This is a genomic window from Kaistia geumhonensis (assembly GCF_030815145.1).
GTDB lineage: Bacteria > Pseudomonadota > Alphaproteobacteria > Rhizobiales > Kaistiaceae > Kaistia > Kaistia geumhonensis.
The window spans coordinates 2,769,839-2,789,465 of sequence record NZ_JAUSWJ010000001.1; the positions used below are offsets into that span (position 1 = coordinate 2,769,839).

A 19,627-nucleotide genomic window follows, 5' to 3' on the forward strand; every position below is an offset into this window, starting at 1 on the left:
GTGTCGAGGCGCCATCGGGTCGCGCCGCGCGGCCGTTTCAGCGGATCAGCCGGCCCACCAGCTTGGCGGTGTAGTCGACCATCGGCACGATGCGGGCATAGTTGAGCCGCGTCGGCCCGATGACGCCGAGCACGCCGACGACGCGGCTCTCGGAATCGCGATAGGGCGAGACGACGAGCGAGGAGCCGGACAGCGAGAACAGCTTGTTCTCCGAGCCGATGAAGATGCGCACGCCCTCGCCTTCCTCGGCGCTGCCGAGAAGGCCGATCAGCTCGCGCTGCGTCTCGATATCGTCGAAGAGCAGGCGGATGCGCTCGAGATCCTCGGCGGCGCGGACATCGTCGAGCAGATTGGCCTGCCCGCGCACGATGAGCGTTTCCGGCCGGTTGCCGCCGACCGACGCCCAGCTCGCGAGCCCCTGGTCGACGAGCCGGGCCGTCAGCTGGTCGAGCTCGGCGCGCATGCTCTCCTGGCGCAGCTGCAGCTCGCTGCGGGCCTCCGAGAGGCTGCGGCCGCGCAGATGGGCATTGATGTAGTTGGCCGCCTCAACCAGCGTCGAGGGCGTGGTGCCCGGCTCGATGTCGATCAGCCGGTTCTCGACCGAGCCGTCCTCGCCGACCAGCACGACGAGCGCGCGGTTCGGCTCGAGGCGCAGGAACTCGACCTGCTTCAGCCGCTGGTCCGACTTGGAGGCGAGCACGACACCGGCGCCGCGCGAGAGGCCCGACAGCATGCGGCTCGCATCGGCGAGGAGATCGTCGACCGGCCGCTGGCCGCCGGCGGCGACGCGGGTCTCGATGTCGCGCCGCTCCTCGGTGGTGAGATCGCCGACCTCCAGCATCGCATCGACGAAGAGCCTGAGGCCGCTTTCGGTCGGAAGGCGGCCGGCCGAGGTGTGCGGCGAATAGATGAGGCCGAGATATTCGAGATCGGCCATCACGTTGCGGATCGAGGCCGGCGACAGCGCCATCGGCAGGATGCGCGCGAGGTTGCGCGAGCCGAGCGGCTCGCCCGTCTCGAGATAGGTGTCGACGATGCGGCGGAAGATCTCGCGCGAGCGGCGGTCGAGCCGCGCCAGAGTCGACGCGCTGCCGCCTTCGGCCGGCCCGCGCTCTCCCTGAGTTTCCGATCGATCCCTTGCCATGTCTCGTCTGTCGAATGTGCTGACAGGGATTAAGTGTCGATTTTCCGCGCCGCTTCAAGCGGGGCTTTGCGTCGGCTCGCCTCGGCGGCTACAAGCACTGGTCCAGCCACAGCAAGGAAAGCCCATGCGACCCTCCAAGCGCGCCGCCGATGCCATGCGACCGGTCTCGTTCGAACGCGGCGTCGCCAAGCATGCCGAAGGATCCTGCCTGGTGCGCTTCGGCGACACGCATGTGCTCTGCACGGCGAGCCTCGAGGAGAAGCCGCCGTCCTGGCTGCGCGGCTCCGGCAAGGGCTGGGTGACCGCCGAATACGGCATGCTGCCGCGCTCGACCGGCGACCGGATGCGCCGCGAGGCGACGACCGGCAAGCAGGGCGGCCGCACGCTCGAGATCCAGCGCCTGATCGGCCGTTCGCTGCGGGCCGTGGTCGATCTCGTCCATCTCGGCGAGAAGCAGATCACCATCGACTGCGACGTGCTGCAGGCCGACGGCGGCACGCGCACGGCCTCCGTCACCGGCGGCTTCATCGCGCTGTGGGAATGCATCCAGTGGATGAAGACGCGCGACATGGTCGGCCCCAAGGTCATCCGCGACCACGTCGCGGCCGTCTCGGTCGGCATTTATCGCGGCAAGGCGGTGCTCGATCTCGACTATGACGAGGATTCGGAGGCCGAGACCGACGCCAATTTCGTCATGACCGGCTCCGGCGGCATCGTCGAGATCCAGGGCACGGCCGAGGGCAAGCCGTTCGACGAGGCGGAACTGACCGCGATGCTCGCCCTCGCCAAGACCGGCATCGGCGAACTCGTCGACCTTCAGAAGAAGGCGATGGGCGTATGAGCGGGCCGCGTCTTTCGCCCGGCGACACGCTGGTGGTCGCCACCCACAACAAGGGCAAGCTGCGCGAATTCGCCGATCTCCTGAAGCCGTTCGGCCTCAAGACGGTGTCGGCGGGCGAACTCGGCCTGCCCGAGCCGCCGGAAACCGGCACCACCTTCGAGGAAAACGCGACCATCAAGGCCGTCGCGGCGGCCACCGCCTCGGGCTATCCTGCGCTTTCGGACGATTCGGGCCTCTGCGTCGACGCCCTCGACGGGGAGCCCGGGGTCTACTCGGCCGACTGGGCCGGCTCCGACAAGGATTTCTCGCGCGCCATGCGCAATGTCGAGGAAAAGCTGCAGCTGGCGAAGGCCGTGTCGCCCGAGGCGCGCACCGGCCGCTTCGTTGCCGTGCTCTGCCTCGCCTTTCCCGGCGGAGAGCGTCGCTATTATCGCGGCGAGGTCGAGGGAACGCTGGTCTGGCCGCCGCGCGGCACCATCGGCTTCGGCTACGATCCGATGTTCCTGCCCGAGGGCCACGAGCGGACCTTCGGCGAGATGAGCGCAGACGAGAAGCATGGCTGGTCGGCCGGGCGCACCGATGCGCTCTCGCACCGCGCCCGCGCCTTCGCCCTGTTCGCCGCCGCCGAGCTGCAGGATTGATCCGCTTGGTCACGCCCGCCGACGCCGCAAGCGACCATACCCCGGACGAGCCGATCGATCCGGGCTTCGGCGTCTATGTGCACTGGCCGTTCTGCGCCTCGAAATGCCCCTATTGCGACTTCAACTCGCATGTGCGGCGCGAGGGCGTCGACCAGGTGCGCTTCGCGGCGGCGCTCGTCGCCGAGCTGAAACAGACGGCGGCGCGCATCGGCCCGAGGCGTGTCGATTCGATCTTTCTCGGCGGCGGCACGCCGTCGCTGATGGATCCCGCGACCGTCGGCACCGTGCTCGACGCCGTCGCGTCGGTCTGGACGCTCGCGCCCGATGCCGAGATCACGATGGAGGCCAATCCGTCGAGCGTCGAGGCCGAGCGTTTCCGCGGCTATCGCGCGGCAGGCGTCAATCGCGTCTCGCTCGGCGTCCAGGCGCTCAACGATGCGGATCTCAGGGCGCTCGGCCGGCTGCACAGCGCCGACGAGGCGCTCGCCGCCGTGGAGATCGCCCGCGCCACCTTCCCGCGCCTTTCCTTCGATCTCATCTATGCCCGGCCGGGCCAGACGCCGGCGCTCTGGGAAGCCGAGCTCCGCGCCGCGCTCGCCCGCGCCTCCGATCATCTCTCGCTCTACCAGCTCACGATCGAGCCGGGCACGATGTTCGAGAAGCTCTACGAGGCCGGAAAGCTGCAGATTCCCGACGAGGATGTCGCGGCCGAGCTCTTCGCGGTGACGCAGGCGGTCTGTGACGAGGCGGGCCGCCCGGCCTACGAGATTTCCAATCACGCCGCGCCGGGCGCGGAGTGCCGGCACAATCTCGTCTATTGGCGCTATGGCGAATATGCCGGCATCGGCCCCGGCGCGCATGGCCGCCTCATCGTCGACGGCCGCCGCCATGCGACGGCGACGGCGCGCGAGCCGGAAAAATGGCTCTCCCGCGTCGAATCCTGGGGCGACGGCGTCGATACCGACGACGTTCTGACGCCCGAGGAATCGGCCGACGAAATGCTGCTGATGGGGCTGCGCCTCGTCGAGGGCATCGATCTTCGCCGCTACCGCGCCATCGCCGGAAGGCCGCTCGATCCGAGCCGCCTTGCCGATCTCATCGCGCATGGCATGGTGGAGCGTCTCGGACCGCACCGCGTCCGTGCGACGCGCGAAGGCGCCTTCGTTCTCGACGCGGTGGTCGCGGACCTCGCGGCCTGACACCTATTGCGGCGGCGGCGGGAAGCGCTTCGGCGCCGGATCGATGATCTCGGCCCTGCCGCCCCTGATCTCGTAGATCGCGAGGCTCCGCTGGCTGAGGCCGTTCGGCAGCAGGCGGAACGCGCCGTCGACGCCCGAGAAGCCGTTGGCATTGGTCAGCGTCTCGAAGGCGAAGCGGCGGGTTCCGAAGCGGGACGTGAGCCCGGCGGCGAGCCGGGTCGCATCGAAGGCGAGCGCGGCCGGGCGTGGCGGCGCGGTGCCATAGGCGGCGGCGTAGCGCGCGGCGAAACCGGCGAAGCCGCTCTTGTCGGGGGCCGGGAACCAGCCGCCCTGGAGCCCGGGCGCCGACAGGATGCGCGCATCGTCCCACAGGCCGGAACCGAGAAGCTGGATGCGGCCGGAGAGCCCGGCGCCTGCGAGCGCCGCGCCCAGCCGGAGCGGGGCCTCGTCGGCGGCCGGCGCCGCCACGGCGTCGATGCTCCCCGCCTGCGCAAGCTGCGTGAGCCCGGCGACCCGCGCGGCGATCGCGCCGCCATCGGCGGGATAGCGGGCGACCGTGACGAGGCCTGAGCCGCCGCCCGCCGACACCGTCCGCTGCAAGGACGCGCCGAACACCGCGCCATAGCCGCTTTCCGGGAGCAGCGCTGCAAGCGAGCGGCGTCCCCGCGCCTCGGCGAAGCTCGCGATGCGCTCGGCATCGCCCTCCGGCAGGAAGCCGAGCACATAGACGCCGCGCGCCGCCACCGTGGCATCGCTGGAGAGCGCCAGCACCGGCACGCCGGCCGGCCGCGTCACCTCGGCGACACCGCGCACGGCCGGCGCGAGCAGCGGCCCGATGATGAGTTCGGCACCGGCATCGAGCGCTGCGACCGCCGCCGCTCGGGCGCCTTCGCGCGTGCCCTTGTCGTCCTCGACGATGATGGTGATGTCGGCGCCGGGCGTCTCTTGCACCGCCATCTCGGCGGCGTTGCGCAGGCTCGCGGCAACGATGCCGGCATTGCCGGGCGCCGAGCGCGGCAGGAGAAGCGCCACCTTGACCGATCCGTTCCCGATGCGCTCGCCCATCGCCGGCTGCGCCGGCGTGGGCGCGGCGGGACCGGACCGCTCGACCGTCGGCGCGCATGCGGCCAGCATGCCGAGCGCCAGCGCCGCGACGCCCAGTCTCCCGATCACCCCTGCGAAGCAGCCCGATCGCATGCGCCTTCTCCCGGCCCCGTCCTGCCGCTATTGATAGCGGATCGCGGCCCCGCCGCGCGAGGCAGGGAGCCCATACCGCCCATGGATGATTTCGCAACGCCGTTTCCGAACCGTCACCGATGAGCGGCAGCGACACTCCGAAGCGGCGATATGCGATCGAGGGCCACGGTTTCGAAGCGCCGCCGCTCGAAACGGGGCTCTACATCGTCTCGACCCCGATCGGCAATCTCCGCGACGTGACGCTGCGCGCGCTGCAGGTGCTCGCGGGCGCCGATCTCGTCGCCTGCGAGGATACGCGGGTGACCCGCGTCCTGCTCAATCACTATGGCATCGCCACCTCGCTCCTCGCCTATCACGAGCACAATGCCGAGGAGCAGCGGCCGCGCCTCCTGGCGGTGCTCGGCGAGGGAAAGAGCGTCGCGCTCGTCTCGGACGCCGGCACGCCGCTGGTCTCCGATCCCGGATTCCGCCTCGTCGGCGCGGTCGCGGAGGCGGGCCACAAGGTCGTGCCGATCCCCGGCGCCTCGGCGATCCTCTCCGGCCTCGTCACCGCCGGCCTGCCGACCGACGCCTTCCTCTTCGCCGGCTTCCTGCCGACGAAGACGGTGGCGCGGAAGAAGCGCATCGCCGCGCTCGCCGGCGTCCCGGCAACGCTCGTCTTCTACGAATCCCCGCACCGCACGGCCGATGCGCTGGCCGATCTTTCCGAGACGCTCGGGGCGGAGCGGCCGGCGGTGCTGGCGCGCGAACTCACCAAGATGTTCGAGACGGTGCGGCGCGGCACGCTCGGCTCGCTGGCGGCCGAGCTCGCCACCGAGCCCACGCCCAAGGGCGAGATCGTGCTTCTGGTCGGACCGCCGGAGGAATCCGCGCCCGACGCCTCCGATCTCGACGCGCTGCTCGAGAGCCTCCTCGCCGAACTCCCGGTCAAGGAGGCGGCGCAGCGCGCGGCGGCGGCGACCGGCCTGCCGCGCCGCGACCTCTACCAGCGGGCGCTGGCGCTGAAGGCGGGGGACGAGCATGGCGGCGCCGACTGACAGCCGCCGCGCCGCCGAGCAGCGCGGCCGCCTCGCCGAGACGCTCGCCGCGCTCTGGCTCGGCCTCAAGGGCTACCGCGTGGTGGCGCGCCGCTACCGGAGCCCGGTCGGGGAGATCGACCTCGTCATGCGGCGCGGAAGCGTTCTCGCCTTCGTCGAGGTCAAGAGCCGCGCCGACGCGGCGAGCGCCGCCTATGCGGTGACGCCGCAGGCGCGCCGCCGCATCGTCCGGGCCGCCGAATCCTATCTCGCCCGTCATCCCGAGGTGCTGGCGCTGACGCTGCGCTTCGATCTCGTCCTGATGGTTCCCGGCCGTCTTCCGCGCCATCTGCCGGACGCCTTCGCCATCGACCGGTGAGGGCGATTGCAATGACGCCGATTGCCATGACGCCCCCTGCCGCGCGATAAGCAAGGCCCATCCAGCCCCGCATGATCCGAGATCGCCATGTCGCTTTCCGTCGCCGTCCAGATGGATCATATCGCCCGCATCAGCATCCGCGGCGACTCGACCTTCGCCCTGATGCTTGAGGCGCAGCGCCGCGGCCACCGCCTCTTCCATTACACGCCCGACCGCCTGTCGCTGAACAACGGCCGCGTCGAGGCGCGGCTCGAGACTGTCACGGTGCGCGACACGCCCGGCGACCATTTCACGCTCGGCGAGACCGAGCGGGCGGATCTCTCCACCTTCGACGTGGTGCTGCTGCGCCAGGATCCGCCCTTCGACATGGGCTACATCACGACCACGCATCTCCTCGAGCGGATCCATCCGAAGACGCTCGTCGTCAACGACCCGGCCGAGGTGCGCAACGCGCCGGAGAAGATCTTCGTCACCGAATATCCGGACCTGATGCCGCCGACGTTGCTCTCGCGGGATGCAGAGGAGATCCGCGATTTCCGCAACGCGCATGGCGACATCATCGTGAAGCCGCTCTACGGCAATGGCGGCGCCGGCGTCTTTCGTATCTCGGAAGGCGACCAGAACCTCGCCTCGCTGCTCGAGATCTTCTCCACCGCCTTCCCGGCGCAGCCCTATGTCGTGCAGCGCTATCTGCCGGCGGTCAGGGCCGGCGACAAGCGGATCATCCTCGTCGACGGCGTCGCGGCGGGCGCCATCAACCGCGTGCCGGCCGACGGCGAGGCGCGCTCCAACATGCATGTCGGAGGCCGTCCGGAGCCGATCGAACTGACGCGTCGCGACCGCGAGATCTGCGAGGCGATCGGCCCGGAACTGAAGCGGCGCGGCTTCATCTTCGTCGGCATCGACGTGATCGGCGACTATCTCACCGAGATCAACGTCACCTCGCCCACCGGCATCCGCGAGGTGAAGCGCTTCGGCGGCGCCGACATCGCGGCGCTGGTCTGGGACGCCATCGAAGCGAAGCGGTGAGCGTGGAGCGGCCAGAAACCGACGACACCCGGCTCGGCGCGCTCGTCGAGGCCAATCTCCACGCCTTCCTGCTCGCGCTCGGCCGAGCCGGCGGCGGCGAGGAGCGGCTCGGCCCGGACCTTTCCTGGACCATCGGCGGCTCGCCGATCGACTATCACAACGCCGCCTTCGGAGCCCGGCTCACCGCGGAGGAGGCCGACGGCGCCATCGCGCGATCGCTTTCCATCATGCGCCGTCGCGGCGTTCCGGGGAGCTGGCATCTCGGCCCGTCGAGCCGGCCGCCCGATCTCGGCGCGCGCCTGGAAGCGGCGGGCTTTTCGGCCGGTTTCGCTGAACATGGCATGGCCGCCGATCTTCCGGCGCTGTCGCCAACCGAACCGCCGCCCGGCGTTTCCGTCGAGGAGGTCCGCGACGAGGCCGGGATCGCCCGATGGATCGACACCCTCGCCCGCGGCTTCGGCGAGGGAGCGCGCGAGGCCGAGTGGGTCGGCGCCTGCTGGCGACGGCTCGGCTATGGGCCGGGCAGCGACTGGCGCCATTTCATCGCACGGCTCGACGGCCGCCCGGCCGCGACGGCGACGCTCTTCCTCGCCGCCGGCGTGGCCGGCCTCTATTTCGTCTTCACGGCCGAGGAGGCTCGGCGCCGCGGGCTCGGCGCCGCCGTGACAAACGCAGCGCTGGGCGAGGCCGCGAGGCTCGGCATCGCGACCGCCGTGCTCGGCGCGTCCGAGGCGGGCGCAGCCCTCTATCGCCGGCTCGGCTTCCGCGACTGCTGCCGGCTGCCGATCTACGAATGGCAGCCCGACGCATGAGCCTGGCGCCGCAACCCAGGCGCGATTTTTGTTCACTTCCTGTTCTTGCGCGCAGCCTCGCCTTCCCCTAGTCTTCCGACAGGCGGAAGGGGGTTCCGATGGTCTCGCATGTCACGACGGTATCGTTCCAGGGCGTCGAGGCCGTACCGGTCGACGTCCAGGTCCAGATCGTGCCCGGGCTTCCTGCCTTCATCGTGGTCGGCCTGCCGGACAAGACCGTCGCCGAAAGCCGCGAGCGCGTCCGCTCGGCGCTGCACGCCTCGGGGCTCGCTTTGCCGCCGAAGCGGGTCATCGTCAACCTCGCCCCGGCCGACCTTCCGAAGGAGGGCAGCCACTATGACCTCCCCATCGCCATGGCGCTGATGGCGGCGATCGGCGCGCTGCCGGGCGACCGGCTGGCCTCCTATGTCGCGCTCGGCGAACTGGCGCTCGACGGAACGATCGCGCCCGTCGCGGGCGTGCTGCCGGCGGCGATCGGCGCCAATGCGCTGGGGCGCGGCCTGATCTGCCCCTCTGCGACCGGGCCGGAAGCGGCTTGGGCGAGCCGCGATCTCGACATCCTGGCGCCGCTCAGCCTCATCGCGCTCGCCAATCATTTCAAGGGCACGCAGGTGCTGACGCGGCCGGAGCCGGCGCTGATGCGCGACGCGCCGCAACTCGCCGATCTCGCCGATATCCGCGGCCAGGAGCTCGCCAAGCGCGCGCTGGAGATCGCGGCGGCCGGTGGCCACAACATCCTGCTCGTCGGCCCGCCCGGCGCCGGCAAGTCGATGCTGGCGAGCCGGCTGCCCTCGATTCTTCCGCCGCTGACGCCGCGCGAACTGCTCGAAGTATCGATGATCACCTCGCTCGGCGGCGAACTCTCTGGCGGCAGGCTGACCGACCGGCGGCCCTTCCGCGCGCCGCATCATTCCGCCTCCATGGCGGCGCTGGTCGGCGGCGGCCTCCGGGTGAAGCCCGGCGAGGTGTCGCTCGCCCATCACGGCGTCCTCTTCCTCGACGAGCTGCCCGAATTCCAGCCGCAAGTGCTCGATTCGCTGCGCCAGCCGCTGGAGTCGGGCGAGGCGGTGATCGCCCGCGCCAATCATCGCGTCAGCTATCCCGCCCGCTTCCAGCTCGTGGCCGCGATGAATCCCTGCCGCTGCGGCATGGCCGGCGAACCCGGGCATAGCTGCGCGCGCGGGCCGCGATGCGTTTCGGATTACCAGGCGCGCCTGTCCGGCCCCTTCCTCGACCGCATCGATCTGCGGATCGAGGTTCCGTCGGTGACAGCGGCCGATCTGATCGCCCCCGGCCGCGGCGAGGCGAGCGCCGCCGTCGCGGCGCGGGTCGGCGCCGCGCGCGCGCTGCAGGCGGCGCGCTTCGAGGCGCTCGGCCAGGCCGAGATCGGCACCAATGCCCGCTGCCCTGTCTCGATCATGGAAGGCCTCGCGGCATCCGACACCGCCGGGCGGGCGCTGCTGGCCGAGGCGGCCTCGGCGATGAAGCTCTCTGCTCGCGGCTATCACCGCGTGCTCAAGGTGGCGCGGACGATCGCCGATCTCGACGGCGCCGACACCGTCGGCCGCACCCATCTCGCCGAGGCGCTCAGCTATCGCGCCATCGGCGACCGCCTCGCCGCCGCGGCATGAGCCGCCATCGCCGAAGCCGCCAGCACTGCGGCAAGGGTTTCGCAATCAAGCCTCGCTAGGGTGGCGTCGCCGCATGCCGCGGCCGAGCCTGACAGGAATGCCACCCGAAACCCGCGAGACGCGCCGCGATCCGATCGCGCCGCCCCGCATCGCCGCCGCGATGCTGGCGCTCGGCGCCGGTCTGCCGGCCATGGCCGCGCTCGTCTCGGGCCTCGCCGACCCGCCGAGCGGCAAGCTCGATTTCGCCCTCGCCGGCCTCTTTCTCGCCATCGGCAGCAGCCTCGGCCTCGCGCTGCGGCTTCGCCACGAACGGGCGAAGGCCGCTGCCCTCGTGGCGAGGATCGAGGCCTTGCAGGACCATTCCTGGGAGCTGAGCGACATCGAGAGCCGCAGGACGGCGGATGCGGTGGTGCCGATCGCGACCGTCAGCCACGAGATGCGCGCGCCACTGCACGGCATGCTGGCGCTGACCGATCTGCTCGCGGCGACGCCGCTCACCGAGGAACAATCGGCTTATCTCGCTGCGCTCAACCAGTCGGCCGGGGCGCTGGCGCGACTTGTCGACGACCTCCTCGACGCCTCGCGCATCGCGACGGGCCAGTTCTCGCTGTCGCCGGGGCCGCTCGACGTGGAGACGCTCGCCGAAAGCGTCGCGGAACTGTTGGCGCCGATCGCGCATGAGCGCGGCGTCGGCATCGGAACGCGGGTCGCTGCCGGGCTGCCGCCCGTCGTCACCGACTCCGGCCGGCTTCGCCAGGTGCTCATCAATCTCGTCGCCAATGCGATCGAGGCCACCGAGCAGGGCTCGGTGCTCCTGGCCGTCGATCCGGTCGACGACGGCCGCGAGGGCGGCCTCGCCCTCTCCTTCGCGGTGCATGACAGCGGCCGCGGCATCGCCGAGGCCGATCGCGAGCGCATCTTCTCGAGCTTCGAGCGCGCCGGTGCCGGAGGGTCGGGCCTCGGCCTGGGGCTCGCCATCTCGCAACAGATCGTCGGTCGCATGGGCGGCGCGATCGCCGCGGAGCCGCGGGTCGGCGGCGGCACGGTCTTCCATTTCACGCTGCCTCTGTCACCGATCGGTCCCGCGCCGCGCGCCGCGCGCCCGCTCGAGGGCGTCGCCGTGCTCGTCGCCGCTCCGGCCGGGCTCGAGGCCGAGGCGCTGGTCGCGGCGCTCGAGGAGGCCGGCGCCGAGGCGCGGCTCGCCGGCAGCCTCGCGGAAGCGGCGGGCCTTCTCGGCGCCGCCGCGGCAGCCGGCCAGCCCTATCGCGTGGTCCTCGCCGACGGCCGCATCGCGAGCGATGCCCGCGCCGCGCTGCGCCGGCTGAGGGAGGCCAGCGGGCGCGCGATCGCCGTCGCCATCCTCGTCGATTCGCGCGAGCGCCGCGCCGCCGAGACGCTGAAGGCGGACGGCTTCGATGCCTATCTGATCCGTCCGGTGCGGCGCCGCTCGCTCGTCGCGGTGATCGGAGCGGCGATCCGCCGGCCGGACCGCTTCGTCGCCGATCCGGCTTCCTCCGAGGAGCGGCTGCCGCCGCCGCGGCGCGGCACCCGCCCGGCGACGGTTCTGGTCGTCGAGGACGATCCCGTCTCGGCTCTTCTCGCCCGCGCCGTTCTGGAGCGGCTGGGGCACGAGGTCGACGAGGCGCGCAGCCAGGCCGCCGCGCGGCAGCGGATGGAGACGCCGCCCGACGCGGCGCTGATCGATCTGAGGCTCGCCGACGGCGACGCCCTCGCCCTCATCCGCGATCTGGCGGCCCTTCCGGGTGCGCGGCGGCCGGCGCTGATCGCGACGTCGGGCAGCGTCGACCCGGCCGCGCGCCAGGCGGCTCTGGCGGCCGGCGCGGACCTCTTCCTCGAAAAGCCGGTCTCGGCCGAGCGGCTCTGCCGCGCCTTCGAGGAGGCGCTGAACCGGCGAAGCAAGACGGCGGACGGCCGTCACCAAACTGCATGAATGCCGTGATCTGATGCACCGATACCCGCCTCGATTCGAGACGGCGGCCTGGGAGCGTCGAGGATCATGCTATGCTGAAGCGCGCGGACGAAGGGCCACGGAAGCGGATCGGGCCGTTCCCGGAGCCGTTGGCCGCGCTGCCGGATCTTTCCTGGCGCATGCTGCATGGTTTGAGACAGTCGATGCCGAGGGTTCTGTTGCCGGCTCCGCATTCCGTCGCGCCGCCCCTCGGGCGCATGGGCGCTCTCGAAGTGCGCCTCGCGACGACGCAGCGGGAAGTGAAGAAGGCGCAGCGGCTCCGCTACAAGGTCTTCTACGAGGAGATGTCGGCCATCGCCGACATCCAGGCGCAGGTGTCGCGCCGCGACCGCGACGCCTTCGACGCCATCTGCGACCATCTCCTGGTGCTCGACCACGACACGATCACAAGGTCGGGCGAGCCGGCCATCGTGGGCACCTATCGGCTGCTCCGCCAGGACGTCGCCGAGCGCTATTCCGGCTTCTACACGGCGAACGAGTTCGATCTCGCGCCGCTGCTGGAACGCCACCGGGGCCTCAGATTCCTGGAACTCGGACGGTCCTGCGTGCTCGCGCCCTATCGCAGCAAGCGGACGGTCGAACTGCTGTGGCACGGAATCTGGAGCTATGTGCTCAGCCACCGCATCGACGTCATGATCGGCTGCGCCTCGCTGGAGGGGACCGATCCCGAGCGCCTCGCTTTGCCGCTCGCCTTCCTGCATCACAATGCCCGCGCGCCCGAGGAATGGCGGGTCGGCGCGCTGCCCGCCCGCCGCGTAGCGATGGACCGCCTGCCGGCCGAGGCCATCAATTCGAAGGCGGCGCTGCAGGCGATGCCACCGCTCATGAAGGGCTATCTCAGGATCGGCGCCTTTGTCGGCGACGGCGCGGTCGTCGACCGCCAGTTCGGCACGACGGACGTGATGATCGTGCTGCCCGTTTCGGCCATCAATGCCCGCTACGTCAATCACTACGGCGCCGAAGCGACACGCTACGCCGCCTGACGCTCAATCCGGCGGGATGTGGCGGCCGGGCCGGGAGCGGTAGCTCGGCATGGTCCAGCCGAAGGTGAGCGCGCCTGCGCGCACCAGGAAGGCGGCAGAGGATCCGAGGACGGCCGCGGGCCAGTAGGGCATGCCAAGGCGGCTGGCGACGACGAAGAGCGTCGCTCCGGCGAGCGTCGCGGTGACGTAGATCTCGCGGCGCATCACCACCGAGGGCTCGCCGGCGACGATGTCGCGGATGATGCCGCCGAAGGTCGCCGACATCACGCCGAGGATGATCGCCGCGAAGGGGCTCGCACCCGCATCGAGGCCGCGCGAGGCGCCCATCACGCAATAGCCGGAAATGCCGATCGCATCGGCCCAGAGCAGCCAGCGGTAGCGATGCTCGATATGGGGCGCGACGAAGAACACCGCGAGCGCGGTGATCGTGCACAGGATCACCGGCTGCGGCGTCGCGATCCAGAAGACCGGCGTATGGCCGAGCACGACGTCGCGCAGCGTGCCGCCGCCGACCCCGGTGATCGCCGCCAGGAACACGAAGCCGACGACGTCGAGCTCCTTGCGCGAGGCGGCGAGGGCGCCGGAGGCCGCGAAGACGACGACCCCCGCATAGTCGAGGGCCTGGAGCAACCACGGGTCCAGGCCCATCCGGCGTCAGCCGCTCTGGCCGGAAGCGGGCGGCGCGTCGGCGGCTTCCCGCGCGCGCGGAGCGCCCTTGGCGACGCCGACCATGGCCGGGCGCAGCACGCGCTCGCCGATCACATAGCCGGACTGCATCACCTGGACGACGGTGCCGGGCGGCTGGTCGTCGGTCGGAACCTCGAAGATCGCCTGGTGCAGGTTGGGATCGAATTTCTGGCCGAGCGGCTCCAGCTTCTTGACGCCGTGGCGCTCGAGCGTGTTGAGCAGGTCACGTTCCGTCATCTCGACGCCCTCGACGAAGGTCTTCACCCCTTCGTTCTTCCGCACGTCGTCCGGCACGGATTCGAGGGCCCGGGCGAGGTTGTCGCCGGCCGTGAGCATGTCGCGGGCAAATCCCGCGATCGCATATTGCCGCGTATCGGCGACCTGCCGCTCGGTGCGGCGGCGCAGATTCTCCATCTCCGCCATGGTGCGCAGCACGCGGTCCTTCATCTCGGCGTTCTCGGCCTCGAGCGCGGCGAGGCGGGCGTCGGTCGCGCCGGCGACGTCGCCTTCGGCAGGATCGGCCGCCGGCGTCTCGGCCGGTTCCGCGTCCTGCATCGGCTTCGGATCGTTGGTCATCGCTGACTCTCGCTTTCGTGATTGGGTTGCGCCCGATATCAGCGCTCGGGCGGCGAAAATCAAGTCGCCGGGCGGCGCCGCCGCTTCCCTCAGAGCACGATCACGCCGTGATGCTGCGCCTCGGCTTCCGGCTCGACATGGATCAGCACCTCCGCGCCCTCGACCGCCTTCACCAGCGCCGCCTCGATGCGATCGCAGATGGCATGGGCGGCGGAGACCGACAGCGAGCCGGGCACGACGAGATGGAACTCGATGAAGGTGGCGCGACCGGCGCTGCGGGTGCGCAGATCGTGCACCTCGAGCGCGCCTTCGGCCTCGGCGGAGATGATGGTGCGGATCTCCGTCTCGACCGAGCGGGACACCGCCTCGTCCATCAGGCCGGACACCGAATCGCGGATCACCTTCCAGCCGGACCAGAGGATGTTGACGGCCACGATCAGCGCCACCAGCGGATCGAGCACGGCCCAGCCGGTCACCACCACAAGCAGCAGGCCGATCACGACGCCGATCGAGCTCACCACGTCGCTGGTCAGGTGCCAGGCCTCGGCGACGAAGGCCGGCGAACGGCGACGGCGGCCGAAGCGGAACAGGAACAGCGCCCAGACGCCGTTGATCAGCGTCGCCACGATGTTGATGGCGAGGCCCTGCATCGTGTTCTCGGGCGCGAGCGCGAGATTGTAGGAGATCCATGCCTGGCGGGCGATCAGCAGCGCCGCGACGACGATCAGCACGCCCTCCAGCACCGCGGCGAAATACTCCGCCTTGTGATGGCCGAACTGGTGATCCTTGTCGGCCGGCTTGCGGCTGACCTGGATCGCCCAGAAGGCGGCGATGGACGTGACGAGATTGACGATGCTCTCCAGCGCGTCGGAGAAGAGCGCCACGCTGCCGGTCGCCAGATAGGCGGCATATTTGATGCCCATCACCGCCAGCGCGATGACGATCGAGCTGGCGGCGACGAGCGTCACCTTGTCCATCCTGGCCGGCATGGGCGTTCCCGCGATCCCGTGAAGTCAGCGGCGCCTTAACACCCGCGCTGCGGCGCGGCAACGGCTATCTTCGCAACTGCGAACGAGTGGCAATCCAAGCTTTCGCGCGACTTTCAGAGCCGTCGCAGCGCCACCTGCTCGACGAGATGATCCGCCCCCTTGCGCAGGATCAGATCGGCGCGCGGCCGGGTCGGCAGGATGTTGTCGCGGAGATTGGCGAGGTTGATCCGCGCCCAGAGCCGCTCGGCGATCGAGAGCGCCTCCTCCTCGCCGATCTCGGCATAGCGCTTGAAATAGGAGGTCGGATCGCGGAAGGCGGTGTCGCGCAATCGCTTGAAGCGGGCGACATACCAGCGGTGGATATCCGCCTCGTCGGCGTCGATATAGATCGAGAAGTCGAAGAAGTCGGAGACGAAAGGGACCGCCTTGCCGTCGCGGGGCAGGCGCGGCGCCTGCAGGACGTTGAGGCCCTCGACGATCAGGATGTCGGGCGCGTCGATGGCGACGCGCTCGCCGGGCACGATGTCGTAGACGAGATGCGAATAGACCGGCGCCGTGACGACGGGCGCGCCGGCCTTGACCTCCGACAGGAACGAGAGCAGCGCCGGCAGGTCGTAGCTTTCCGGAAAGCCCTTGCGCTCCATCAGCCCTTCGCGTTGCAGCACGGCATTGGGGAAGAGGAAGCCGTCCGTCGTGATGAGCTCGACCTTCGGCGTGTTCGGCCAGCGCGAGAGCAGCGCGCGCAGCACGCGGGCCGTCGTCGACTTGCCGACCGCGACCGAGCCGCCGATGCCGATGATGAACGGCGTCTTGCCGTCGGAGGTGCCGAGGAAGGTCCGGGTCGCGTTGTAGAGACCCTGCGTCGCCGCCACGTAGAGGTTGAGGAGACGCGACATCGGCAGATAGATGCTGATGACGTCGTCCATCGAGATGGGATCGTTGAGGCTGCGCAGCCGCTCGAGGTCCGACTGACCGAGCGTCAGCGGCGTGTCGGCCCTCAGCTGCGCCCATTCCTCACGCGTGAAATAGCGGTGCGGGGCTAGCTGCGGCCGCGCGGCGCTGTCCATCATGCGGTGTCCCGACCCCCGTTGAGCCGCCTATTCCGGCGGCCGCGACGCCTTTTCCTCGAGCCCGGTGCGGCCCGTTCGGCCGGCGAGTTCCGCCATGACCGCATCGAGCGCGACGCCCCTGACCTCCAGAAGGACGGCGAAATGATAGAGCATGTCGGCAGCCTCGGACGTCAAGGCGGCGGCGTCGCCCTCGACGGCGGCGATCACCGTCTCGACCGCCTCCTCGCCGAATTTCTTGGCGACGCGGGCCGGGCCCTTGGCGATGAGCTTCGCCGTATAGGAGCCGGGATCGCCCGAGCGGCCGCGCTCGCGCACGATGGCGACGAGATCGTCGAGGGTGAACGGCGCGTCCATGGAAACCCTCCTCAGCCGTCGAGGCGCACGGGAATGCCGGCGGCGGCCATGTGGGCCTTGGCCTGCTGGATCGTGTAGGTGCCGAAATGGAAGATCGAGGCGGCGAGCACCGCGCTGGCATGGCCTTCGCGAACGCCGGCGACGAGATGATCGAGCGTGCCGACGCCACCGGACGCGACGACGGGGACGCTCACCGCATCGGCGATGGTGCGCGTCAGAGCAAGGTCGAAGCCGTCGCGGGTCCCGTCGCGGTCCATGGAGGTGAGCAGGATCTCGCCGGCGCCGAGCCTCGCCACGTCGCGCGCGAACTCGACCGCGTCGATGCCGGTCGGCTTGCGGCCGCCATGGGTGAAGATCTCCCAGCGATCCTCGTTGTCGCCGCCGACGCCGCGGCGCCGGGTCTGCTTGGCGTCCATCGCGACGACGATCGCCTGCGCGCCGAACTTCTCCGCCGCCCGGGCGACGATCGAGCGGTCGGCGACCGCGGCGCTGTTGATCGCCACCTTGTCGGCGCCCGCCAGCATCAGCGCCCGCACGTCCTCGACGGTGCGGACGCCGCCGCCGACCGTCACCGGCATGAAGCAGGCCTCGGCGGTGCGCGCCACGACATCGAGGATCGTGCCCCGGTTCTCATGCGTCGCGGTGATGTCGAGGAAGCAGAGCTCGTCCGCCCCGGCGGCGTCATAGGCCTTGGCCGCCTCGACCGGATCGCCGGCATCGATCAGGTCGATGAACTGCACGCCCTTCACGACGCGCCCGTCCTTGACGTCGAGGCAGGGGATCACGCGGGTCTTGAGCATCAGTTCAATCCCTCGCGCGCCGCCCTGATCAGTCGCAGCGCCTCGTCCGGGTCGAGGCGGCCGTCATAGAGGGCGCGGCCGGAGATGGCGCCTTCGAGGATGCGGCAGTCGGGCTCGAGCAGGCGGCGGATATCGGCGATCGAAGCGAGGCCGCCCGAGGCGATGACCGGAATATCGACGGCGCGGGCGAGCGCCAGCGTCGAGCCGATATTGAGGCCCTCGAGCACGCCGTCGCGGTCGATGTCGGTGTAGATGATCGCGGCGACGCCGGCATCGGCGAAGCGCCGCGCCAGCTCGATCGTCGTCAGCTCGGAGGTCTCCGCCCAGCCCTCGACCGCGACCTTGCCGGCGCGCGCGTCGATACCGACGGCGATGCGGCCGGGATGGGCGCGGCAGGCCTCGCGCACGAGATCGGGATCGCGGACGGCGATCGTGCCGAGGATCACGCGGCGGATGCCCTTCTCCAGCCAGGTCTCGATGCCGGCGCGGTCGCGAATGCCGCCGCCGAGCTGGACGGGCATCGAAACGGCGCCGAGGATCGCCTCGACCGCCGCACTGTTCACCGCCTTGCCGGCGAAGGCACCGTTGAGATCGACCACATGGAGATATTCGAAGCCCTGGCGCTCGAAATCGGCGGCCTGCGCGGCGGGATCGGTGTTGAACACCGTCGCCTCGTCCATGGCGCCGCGCTTCAGGCGCACGCAGGCGCCGTCCTTCAGGTCGATGGCGGGAAAGAGGATCATTCTTGTGGGTCCTGCGCGATTTGCGAACAGAGCAAGAACCCAGCTGACTCGACACTCTGTGCGAATCGTGCAGAGTCGGGTCTGCCCCCTAGGTGTTGCGGCCGGAAGGGCAGACCCACACTGCATATGGACCATGGAAAGGATCCATGATGACAAGCTACCTGATCACCTACGACCTGCTCAAGCCCACTAAGGACTACTCCCGGTTGTATTCCGGCATTCGAGCGATTGATGCTGGAGCATGGCATGGCCTGGAGTCCGTCTGGATCGTCCAATCGCAATTGTCGGCGGCTGCGATCCGCGACTATCTCGCTGGCTGTATCGATGCGAATGATCGCGTGCTTGTTACGGCTGTTGCGAAAGAATGGGCGGGCCTGCGATTGCCCGACACTGCCAACCTTGCGCGTATTACCGAGACGCTCTTGAGGGCTTAGCATCAGGGCTTCCAGTTCAAGAAGTTGCCGAGAAGAGCCAGACCTAAGCGCTGGCTCTTCTCGGGATGGAACTGCGTGCCGGCGATGGTGCCGGTCGCGACGATGGCCGTGACGGGCCCGCCGTAGTCCGCCGTGGCGATCACGTCGGCTGGGTCGTCGGCATAGAACTGGTAGCCATGCAGGAAATAGGCATGCCAGCCCGCGTCGCCGGTCGGGATGCCGTCAAGAAGCGGATGCGGCGCGGCATGGAGCGTGTTCCAGCCCATATGCGGCACCTTCAGCGCCGGGTCGGACGGCACGACGGGGCGAACCTCGCCCTTGATGCGGTCGAGGCCGGGCGAGACGCCGTATTCGACGCCGCGCGTCGCGAGCAGCTGCATGCCGACACAGATGCCGAGGAACGGGCGGCCACGCCGGTCGATGGTGTCGATCACGGCCTCGATCATGCCGTCGACGGCGTCGAGCTGGCTGCGGCAGTCGGCGAAGGCGCCGTCGCCGGGCAGCACGACGTGGTCGGCCGAGGCGACGATGTCGGGATCGGCCGTCACGACGACCTTTTCGCCGCGGCCCGCGCGGGCGCTGGCGAGTTCGAGGGCCTTGCCGACCGAGTGCAGGTTGCCGGCGCCGTAGTCGATGATGGCGATGGTCATCGCGCCGCCTCCGGATTGGGGAAGAGGCCGAGGACCGGGCCGGGCGCCGCCGGCGGGCGGACGATCGGCAGCGCCGCCTCGACCGCGTCGGCAGGACGGTTCATGAAGAAGCGGATCTCGGCCTCGTCGCGGGTCTTTCCGGAGGCCGAACCGATCTCGACATAGCCGCGCCGCGCGAGGAAATGGCGGCGGAGGTCGTTGCCGAGGAAACCGAGGCCGAGGCGAAGGGCAGCCAGCGCCACGAACGCGGGCGTGCCGACGCTGTCCGACAGCGCGACGAGCGCCGACGACAGGACGATATAGATCGCCGCCGCCAGGAAGAGCCGCCGCGACACCATCCAGAGGAACGGGAAGAACAGCGCCGGCCACGAGAAGCCGTCCTTCACGAAGAGGACGCGGAGCGCATCCGGCACGCCGGCCTTGCGCGCGGGCGGCGGGGCGAGAACGACATAGGATTTCATG

At 70.2% G+C, this 19,627-nt stretch carries 22 protein-coding genes; 11 read left to right on the plus strand and 11 right to left on the minus strand.

The window, feature by feature from the left end:
- Nucleotides 1-37: 37 nt before the first annotated feature.
- Nucleotides 38-1,144 carry a heat-inducible transcriptional repressor HrcA gene (gene hrcA, locus QO015_RS13090; protein ID WP_266278900.1) on the minus strand — a complete coding sequence of 369 codons (1,107 nt, stop codon included), beginning with the start codon at nt 1,142-1,144 and terminating at the stop codon, nt 38-40.
- A 124-nt stretch (nt 1,145-1,268) separates the two neighbouring features.
- Here hrcA and rph point away from each other — a divergent pair, with 124 nt between their 5' ends.
- The 3 genes from rph to hemW are packed head-to-tail and all read left to right on the plus strand — an operon-like array spanning nt 1,269 to nt 3,825.
- Nucleotides 1,269-1,985, plus strand: coding sequence for a ribonuclease PH (rph, locus tag QO015_RS13095; RefSeq protein ID WP_266278898.1), 717 nt, complete (start codon nt 1,269-1,271; stop codon nt 1,983-1,985).
- Nucleotides 1,982-2,626: an RdgB/HAM1 family non-canonical purine NTP pyrophosphatase gene (gene rdgB / locus QO015_RS13100; protein WP_266278896.1), complete on the plus strand. Its 645-nt coding sequence runs from the start codon at nt 1,982-1,984 to the stop codon at nt 2,624-2,626. Before rph ends, rdgB begins: the two co-directional genes overlap by 4 nt.
- 5 nt (nt 2,627-2,631) lie before the next feature.
- Entirely contained in the window at nt 2,632-3,825 is a 1,194-nt protein-coding gene (gene hemW, locus QO015_RS13105) for a radical SAM family heme chaperone HemW (RefSeq protein ID WP_266278895.1), read from the plus strand.
- Between the two features lie 3 nt (nt 3,826-3,828).
- On the opposite strand, the gene QO015_RS13110 is transcribed toward hemW, so the two are convergent.
- Entirely contained in the window at nt 3,829-5,022 is a 1,194-nt protein-coding gene (locus QO015_RS13110) for a penicillin-binding protein activator (protein ID WP_266278893.1), read from the minus strand.
- 119 nt (nt 5,023-5,141) lie between these two features.
- On the opposite strand from QO015_RS13110, the gene rsmI reads away from it, so the two are divergent.
- The 7 genes from rsmI (at nt 5,142) to olsB (ending at nt 12,862) form a co-directional block, all read left to right on the plus strand.
- Nucleotides 5,142-6,059 (plus strand): 16S rRNA (cytidine(1402)-2'-O)-methyltransferase, encoded by a 918-nt coding sequence (gene rsmI, locus QO015_RS13115; protein WP_266278891.1) that lies wholly within the window; start codon nt 5,142-5,144, stop codon nt 6,057-6,059.
- Nucleotides 6,043-6,417: a YraN family protein gene (locus QO015_RS13120; protein ID WP_266278890.1), complete on the plus strand. Its 375-nt coding sequence runs from the start codon at nt 6,043-6,045 to the stop codon at nt 6,415-6,417. Before rsmI ends, QO015_RS13120 begins: the two co-directional genes overlap by 17 nt.
- An 87-nt stretch (nt 6,418-6,504) precedes the next feature.
- Complete coding sequence (gene gshB, locus QO015_RS13125; protein ID WP_266278889.1) at nt 6,505-7,446, plus strand: glutathione synthase; 942 nt, start codon at nt 6,505-6,507, stop codon at nt 7,444-7,446.
- A gap of 2 nt (nt 7,447-7,448) precedes the next feature.
- Nucleotides 7,449-8,258 (plus strand): GNAT family N-acetyltransferase, encoded by an 810-nt coding sequence (locus tag QO015_RS13130; RefSeq protein ID WP_266278888.1) that lies wholly within the window; start codon nt 7,449-7,451, stop codon nt 8,256-8,258.
- 98 nt (nt 8,259-8,356) lie between these two features.
- On the plus strand, nt 8,357-9,889 hold the full coding sequence (locus QO015_RS13135; protein WP_266278887.1) for a YifB family Mg chelatase-like AAA ATPase: 1,533 nt from the start codon (nt 8,357-8,359) through the stop codon (nt 9,887-9,889).
- A 97-nt stretch (nt 9,890-9,986) separates the two neighbouring features.
- Nucleotides 9,987-11,840 (plus strand): ATP-binding protein, encoded by a 1,854-nt coding sequence (locus tag QO015_RS13140; RefSeq protein WP_266278885.1) that lies wholly within the window; start codon nt 9,987-9,989, stop codon nt 11,838-11,840.
- Nucleotides 11,841-12,022: 182 nt separating this feature from the next.
- On the plus strand, nt 12,023-12,862 hold the full coding sequence (gene olsB, locus QO015_RS13145) for a l-ornithine N(alpha)-acyltransferase (protein ID WP_266282350.1): 840 nt from the start codon (nt 12,023-12,025) through the stop codon (nt 12,860-12,862).
- 3 nt (nt 12,863-12,865) lie between these two features.
- Here the strand turns inward: olsB and QO015_RS13150 are convergent, their stop codons facing one another.
- From QO015_RS13150 to hisA, 7 genes are all read right to left on the minus strand, one after another.
- Nucleotides 12,866-13,492 (minus strand): trimeric intracellular cation channel family protein, encoded by a 627-nt coding sequence (locus tag QO015_RS13150; RefSeq protein ID WP_370877416.1) that lies wholly within the window; start codon nt 13,490-13,492, stop codon nt 12,866-12,868.
- A gap of 24 nt (nt 13,493-13,516) precedes the next feature.
- A complete protein-coding gene (gene grpE, locus QO015_RS13155) occupies nt 13,517-14,125 on the minus strand; it encodes a nucleotide exchange factor GrpE (protein ID WP_266278882.1) in 609 nt (202 codons plus the stop codon).
- Between the two features lie 89 nt (nt 14,126-14,214).
- A complete protein-coding gene (locus QO015_RS13160; protein WP_266278881.1) occupies nt 14,215-15,114 on the minus strand; it encodes a cation diffusion facilitator family transporter in 900 nt (299 codons plus the stop codon).
- Nucleotides 15,115-15,227: 113 nt separating this feature from the next.
- Entirely contained in the window at nt 15,228-16,181 is a 954-nt protein-coding gene (gene coaA / locus QO015_RS13165) for a type I pantothenate kinase (protein ID WP_370877461.1), read from the minus strand.
- Between the two features lie 30 nt (nt 16,182-16,211).
- Nucleotides 16,212-16,538 (minus strand): phosphoribosyl-ATP diphosphatase, encoded by a 327-nt coding sequence (locus QO015_RS13170; protein ID WP_266278878.1) that lies wholly within the window; start codon nt 16,536-16,538, stop codon nt 16,212-16,214.
- Between the two features lie 11 nt (nt 16,539-16,549).
- Nucleotides 16,550-17,338, minus strand: a complete 789-nt coding sequence (hisF, locus tag QO015_RS13175; protein WP_266278876.1) for an imidazole glycerol phosphate synthase subunit HisF — start codon at nt 17,336-17,338, stop codon at nt 16,550-16,552.
- A complete protein-coding gene (gene hisA / locus QO015_RS13180) occupies nt 17,338-18,081 on the minus strand; it encodes a 1-(5-phosphoribosyl)-5-[(5-phosphoribosylamino)methylideneamino]imidazole-4-carboxamide isomerase (RefSeq protein ID WP_266278874.1) in 744 nt (247 codons plus the stop codon). Before hisA ends, hisF begins: the two co-directional genes overlap by 1 nt.
- Nucleotides 18,082-18,227: 146 nt before the next feature.
- Here hisA and QO015_RS13185 point away from each other — a divergent pair, with 146 nt between their 5' ends.
- Nucleotides 18,228-18,515, plus strand: a complete 288-nt coding sequence (locus QO015_RS13185; protein WP_266278872.1) for a hypothetical protein — start codon at nt 18,228-18,230, stop codon at nt 18,513-18,515.
- 2 nt (nt 18,516-18,517) lie between these two features.
- On the opposite strand, the gene hisH is transcribed toward QO015_RS13185, so the two are convergent.
- The gene (hisH, locus tag QO015_RS13190; RefSeq protein ID WP_266278871.1) at nt 18,518-19,165 is read right to left on the minus strand and encodes an imidazole glycerol phosphate synthase subunit HisH; all 648 of its coding nucleotides are present in this window, start codon (nt 19,163-19,165) and stop codon (nt 18,518-18,520) included.
- Nucleotides 19,162-19,626 carry a DUF2628 domain-containing protein gene (locus tag QO015_RS13195; protein WP_266278870.1) on the minus strand — a complete coding sequence of 155 codons (465 nt, stop codon included), beginning with the start codon at nt 19,624-19,626 and terminating at the stop codon, nt 19,162-19,164. The genes hisH and QO015_RS13195 overlap by 4 nt, the downstream gene beginning before the upstream one ends.
- Nucleotide 19,627: the final 1 nt, after the last annotated feature.

What these genes read in the sequence shown, in the direction of transcription:
- hisH (WP_266278871.1), bottom strand. Translation starts at nt 19,165, where the DNA reads ATGACCATCGCCATCATCGACTACGGCGCCGGCAACCTGCACTCGGTC.
- QO015_RS13195 (WP_266278870.1), bottom strand. Translation starts at nt 19,626, where the DNA reads ATGAAATCCTATGTCGTTCTCGCCCCGCCGCCCGCGCGCAAGGCCGGC.
- QO015_RS13160 (WP_266278881.1), bottom strand. Translation starts at nt 15,114, where the DNA reads ATGCCGGCCAGGATGGACAAGGTGACGCTCGTCGCCGCCAGCTCGATC.
- grpE (WP_266278882.1), bottom strand. Translation starts at nt 14,125, where the DNA reads ATGACCAACGATCCGAAGCCGATGCAGGACGCGGAACCGGCCGAGACG.
- QO015_RS13120 (WP_266278890.1), top strand. Translation starts at nt 6,043, where the DNA reads ATGGCGGCGCCGACTGACAGCCGCCGCGCCGCCGAGCAGCGCGGCCGC.
- coaA (WP_370877461.1), bottom strand. Translation starts at nt 16,181, where the DNA reads ATGGACAGCGCCGCGCGGCCGCAGCTAGCCCCGCACCGCTATTTCACG.
- gshB (WP_266278889.1), top strand. Translation starts at nt 6,505, where the DNA reads ATGTCGCTTTCCGTCGCCGTCCAGATGGATCATATCGCCCGCATCAGC.
- rsmI (WP_266278891.1), top strand. Translation starts at nt 5,142, where the DNA reads ATGAGCGGCAGCGACACTCCGAAGCGGCGATATGCGATCGAGGGCCAC.
- hisA (WP_266278874.1), bottom strand. Translation starts at nt 18,081, where the DNA reads ATGATCCTCTTTCCCGCCATCGACCTGAAGGACGGCGCCTGCGTGCGC.
- hisF (WP_266278876.1), bottom strand. Translation starts at nt 17,338, where the DNA reads ATGCTCAAGACCCGCGTGATCCCCTGCCTCGACGTCAAGGACGGGCGC.
- QO015_RS13140 (WP_266278885.1), top strand. Translation starts at nt 9,987, where the DNA reads ATGCCACCCGAAACCCGCGAGACGCGCCGCGATCCGATCGCGCCGCCC.
- rdgB (WP_266278896.1), top strand. Translation starts at nt 1,982, where the DNA reads ATGAGCGGGCCGCGTCTTTCGCCCGGCGACACGCTGGTGGTCGCCACC.
- hrcA (WP_266278900.1), bottom strand. Translation starts at nt 1,144, where the DNA reads ATGGCAAGGGATCGATCGGAAACTCAGGGAGAGCGCGGGCCGGCCGAA.
- QO015_RS13170 (WP_266278878.1), bottom strand. Translation starts at nt 16,538, where the DNA reads ATGGACGCGCCGTTCACCCTCGACGATCTCGTCGCCATCGTGCGCGAG.
- QO015_RS13135 (WP_266278887.1), top strand. Translation starts at nt 8,357, where the DNA reads ATGGTCTCGCATGTCACGACGGTATCGTTCCAGGGCGTCGAGGCCGTA.
- QO015_RS13110 (WP_266278893.1), bottom strand. Translation starts at nt 5,022, where the DNA reads ATGCGATCGGGCTGCTTCGCAGGGGTGATCGGGAGACTGGGCGTCGCG.
- olsB (WP_266282350.1), top strand. Translation starts at nt 12,023, where the DNA reads ATGCCGAGGGTTCTGTTGCCGGCTCCGCATTCCGTCGCGCCGCCCCTC.
- rph (WP_266278898.1), top strand. Translation starts at nt 1,269, where the DNA reads ATGCGACCCTCCAAGCGCGCCGCCGATGCCATGCGACCGGTCTCGTTC.
- QO015_RS13185 (WP_266278872.1), top strand. Translation starts at nt 18,228, where the DNA reads ATGATGACAAGCTACCTGATCACCTACGACCTGCTCAAGCCCACTAAG.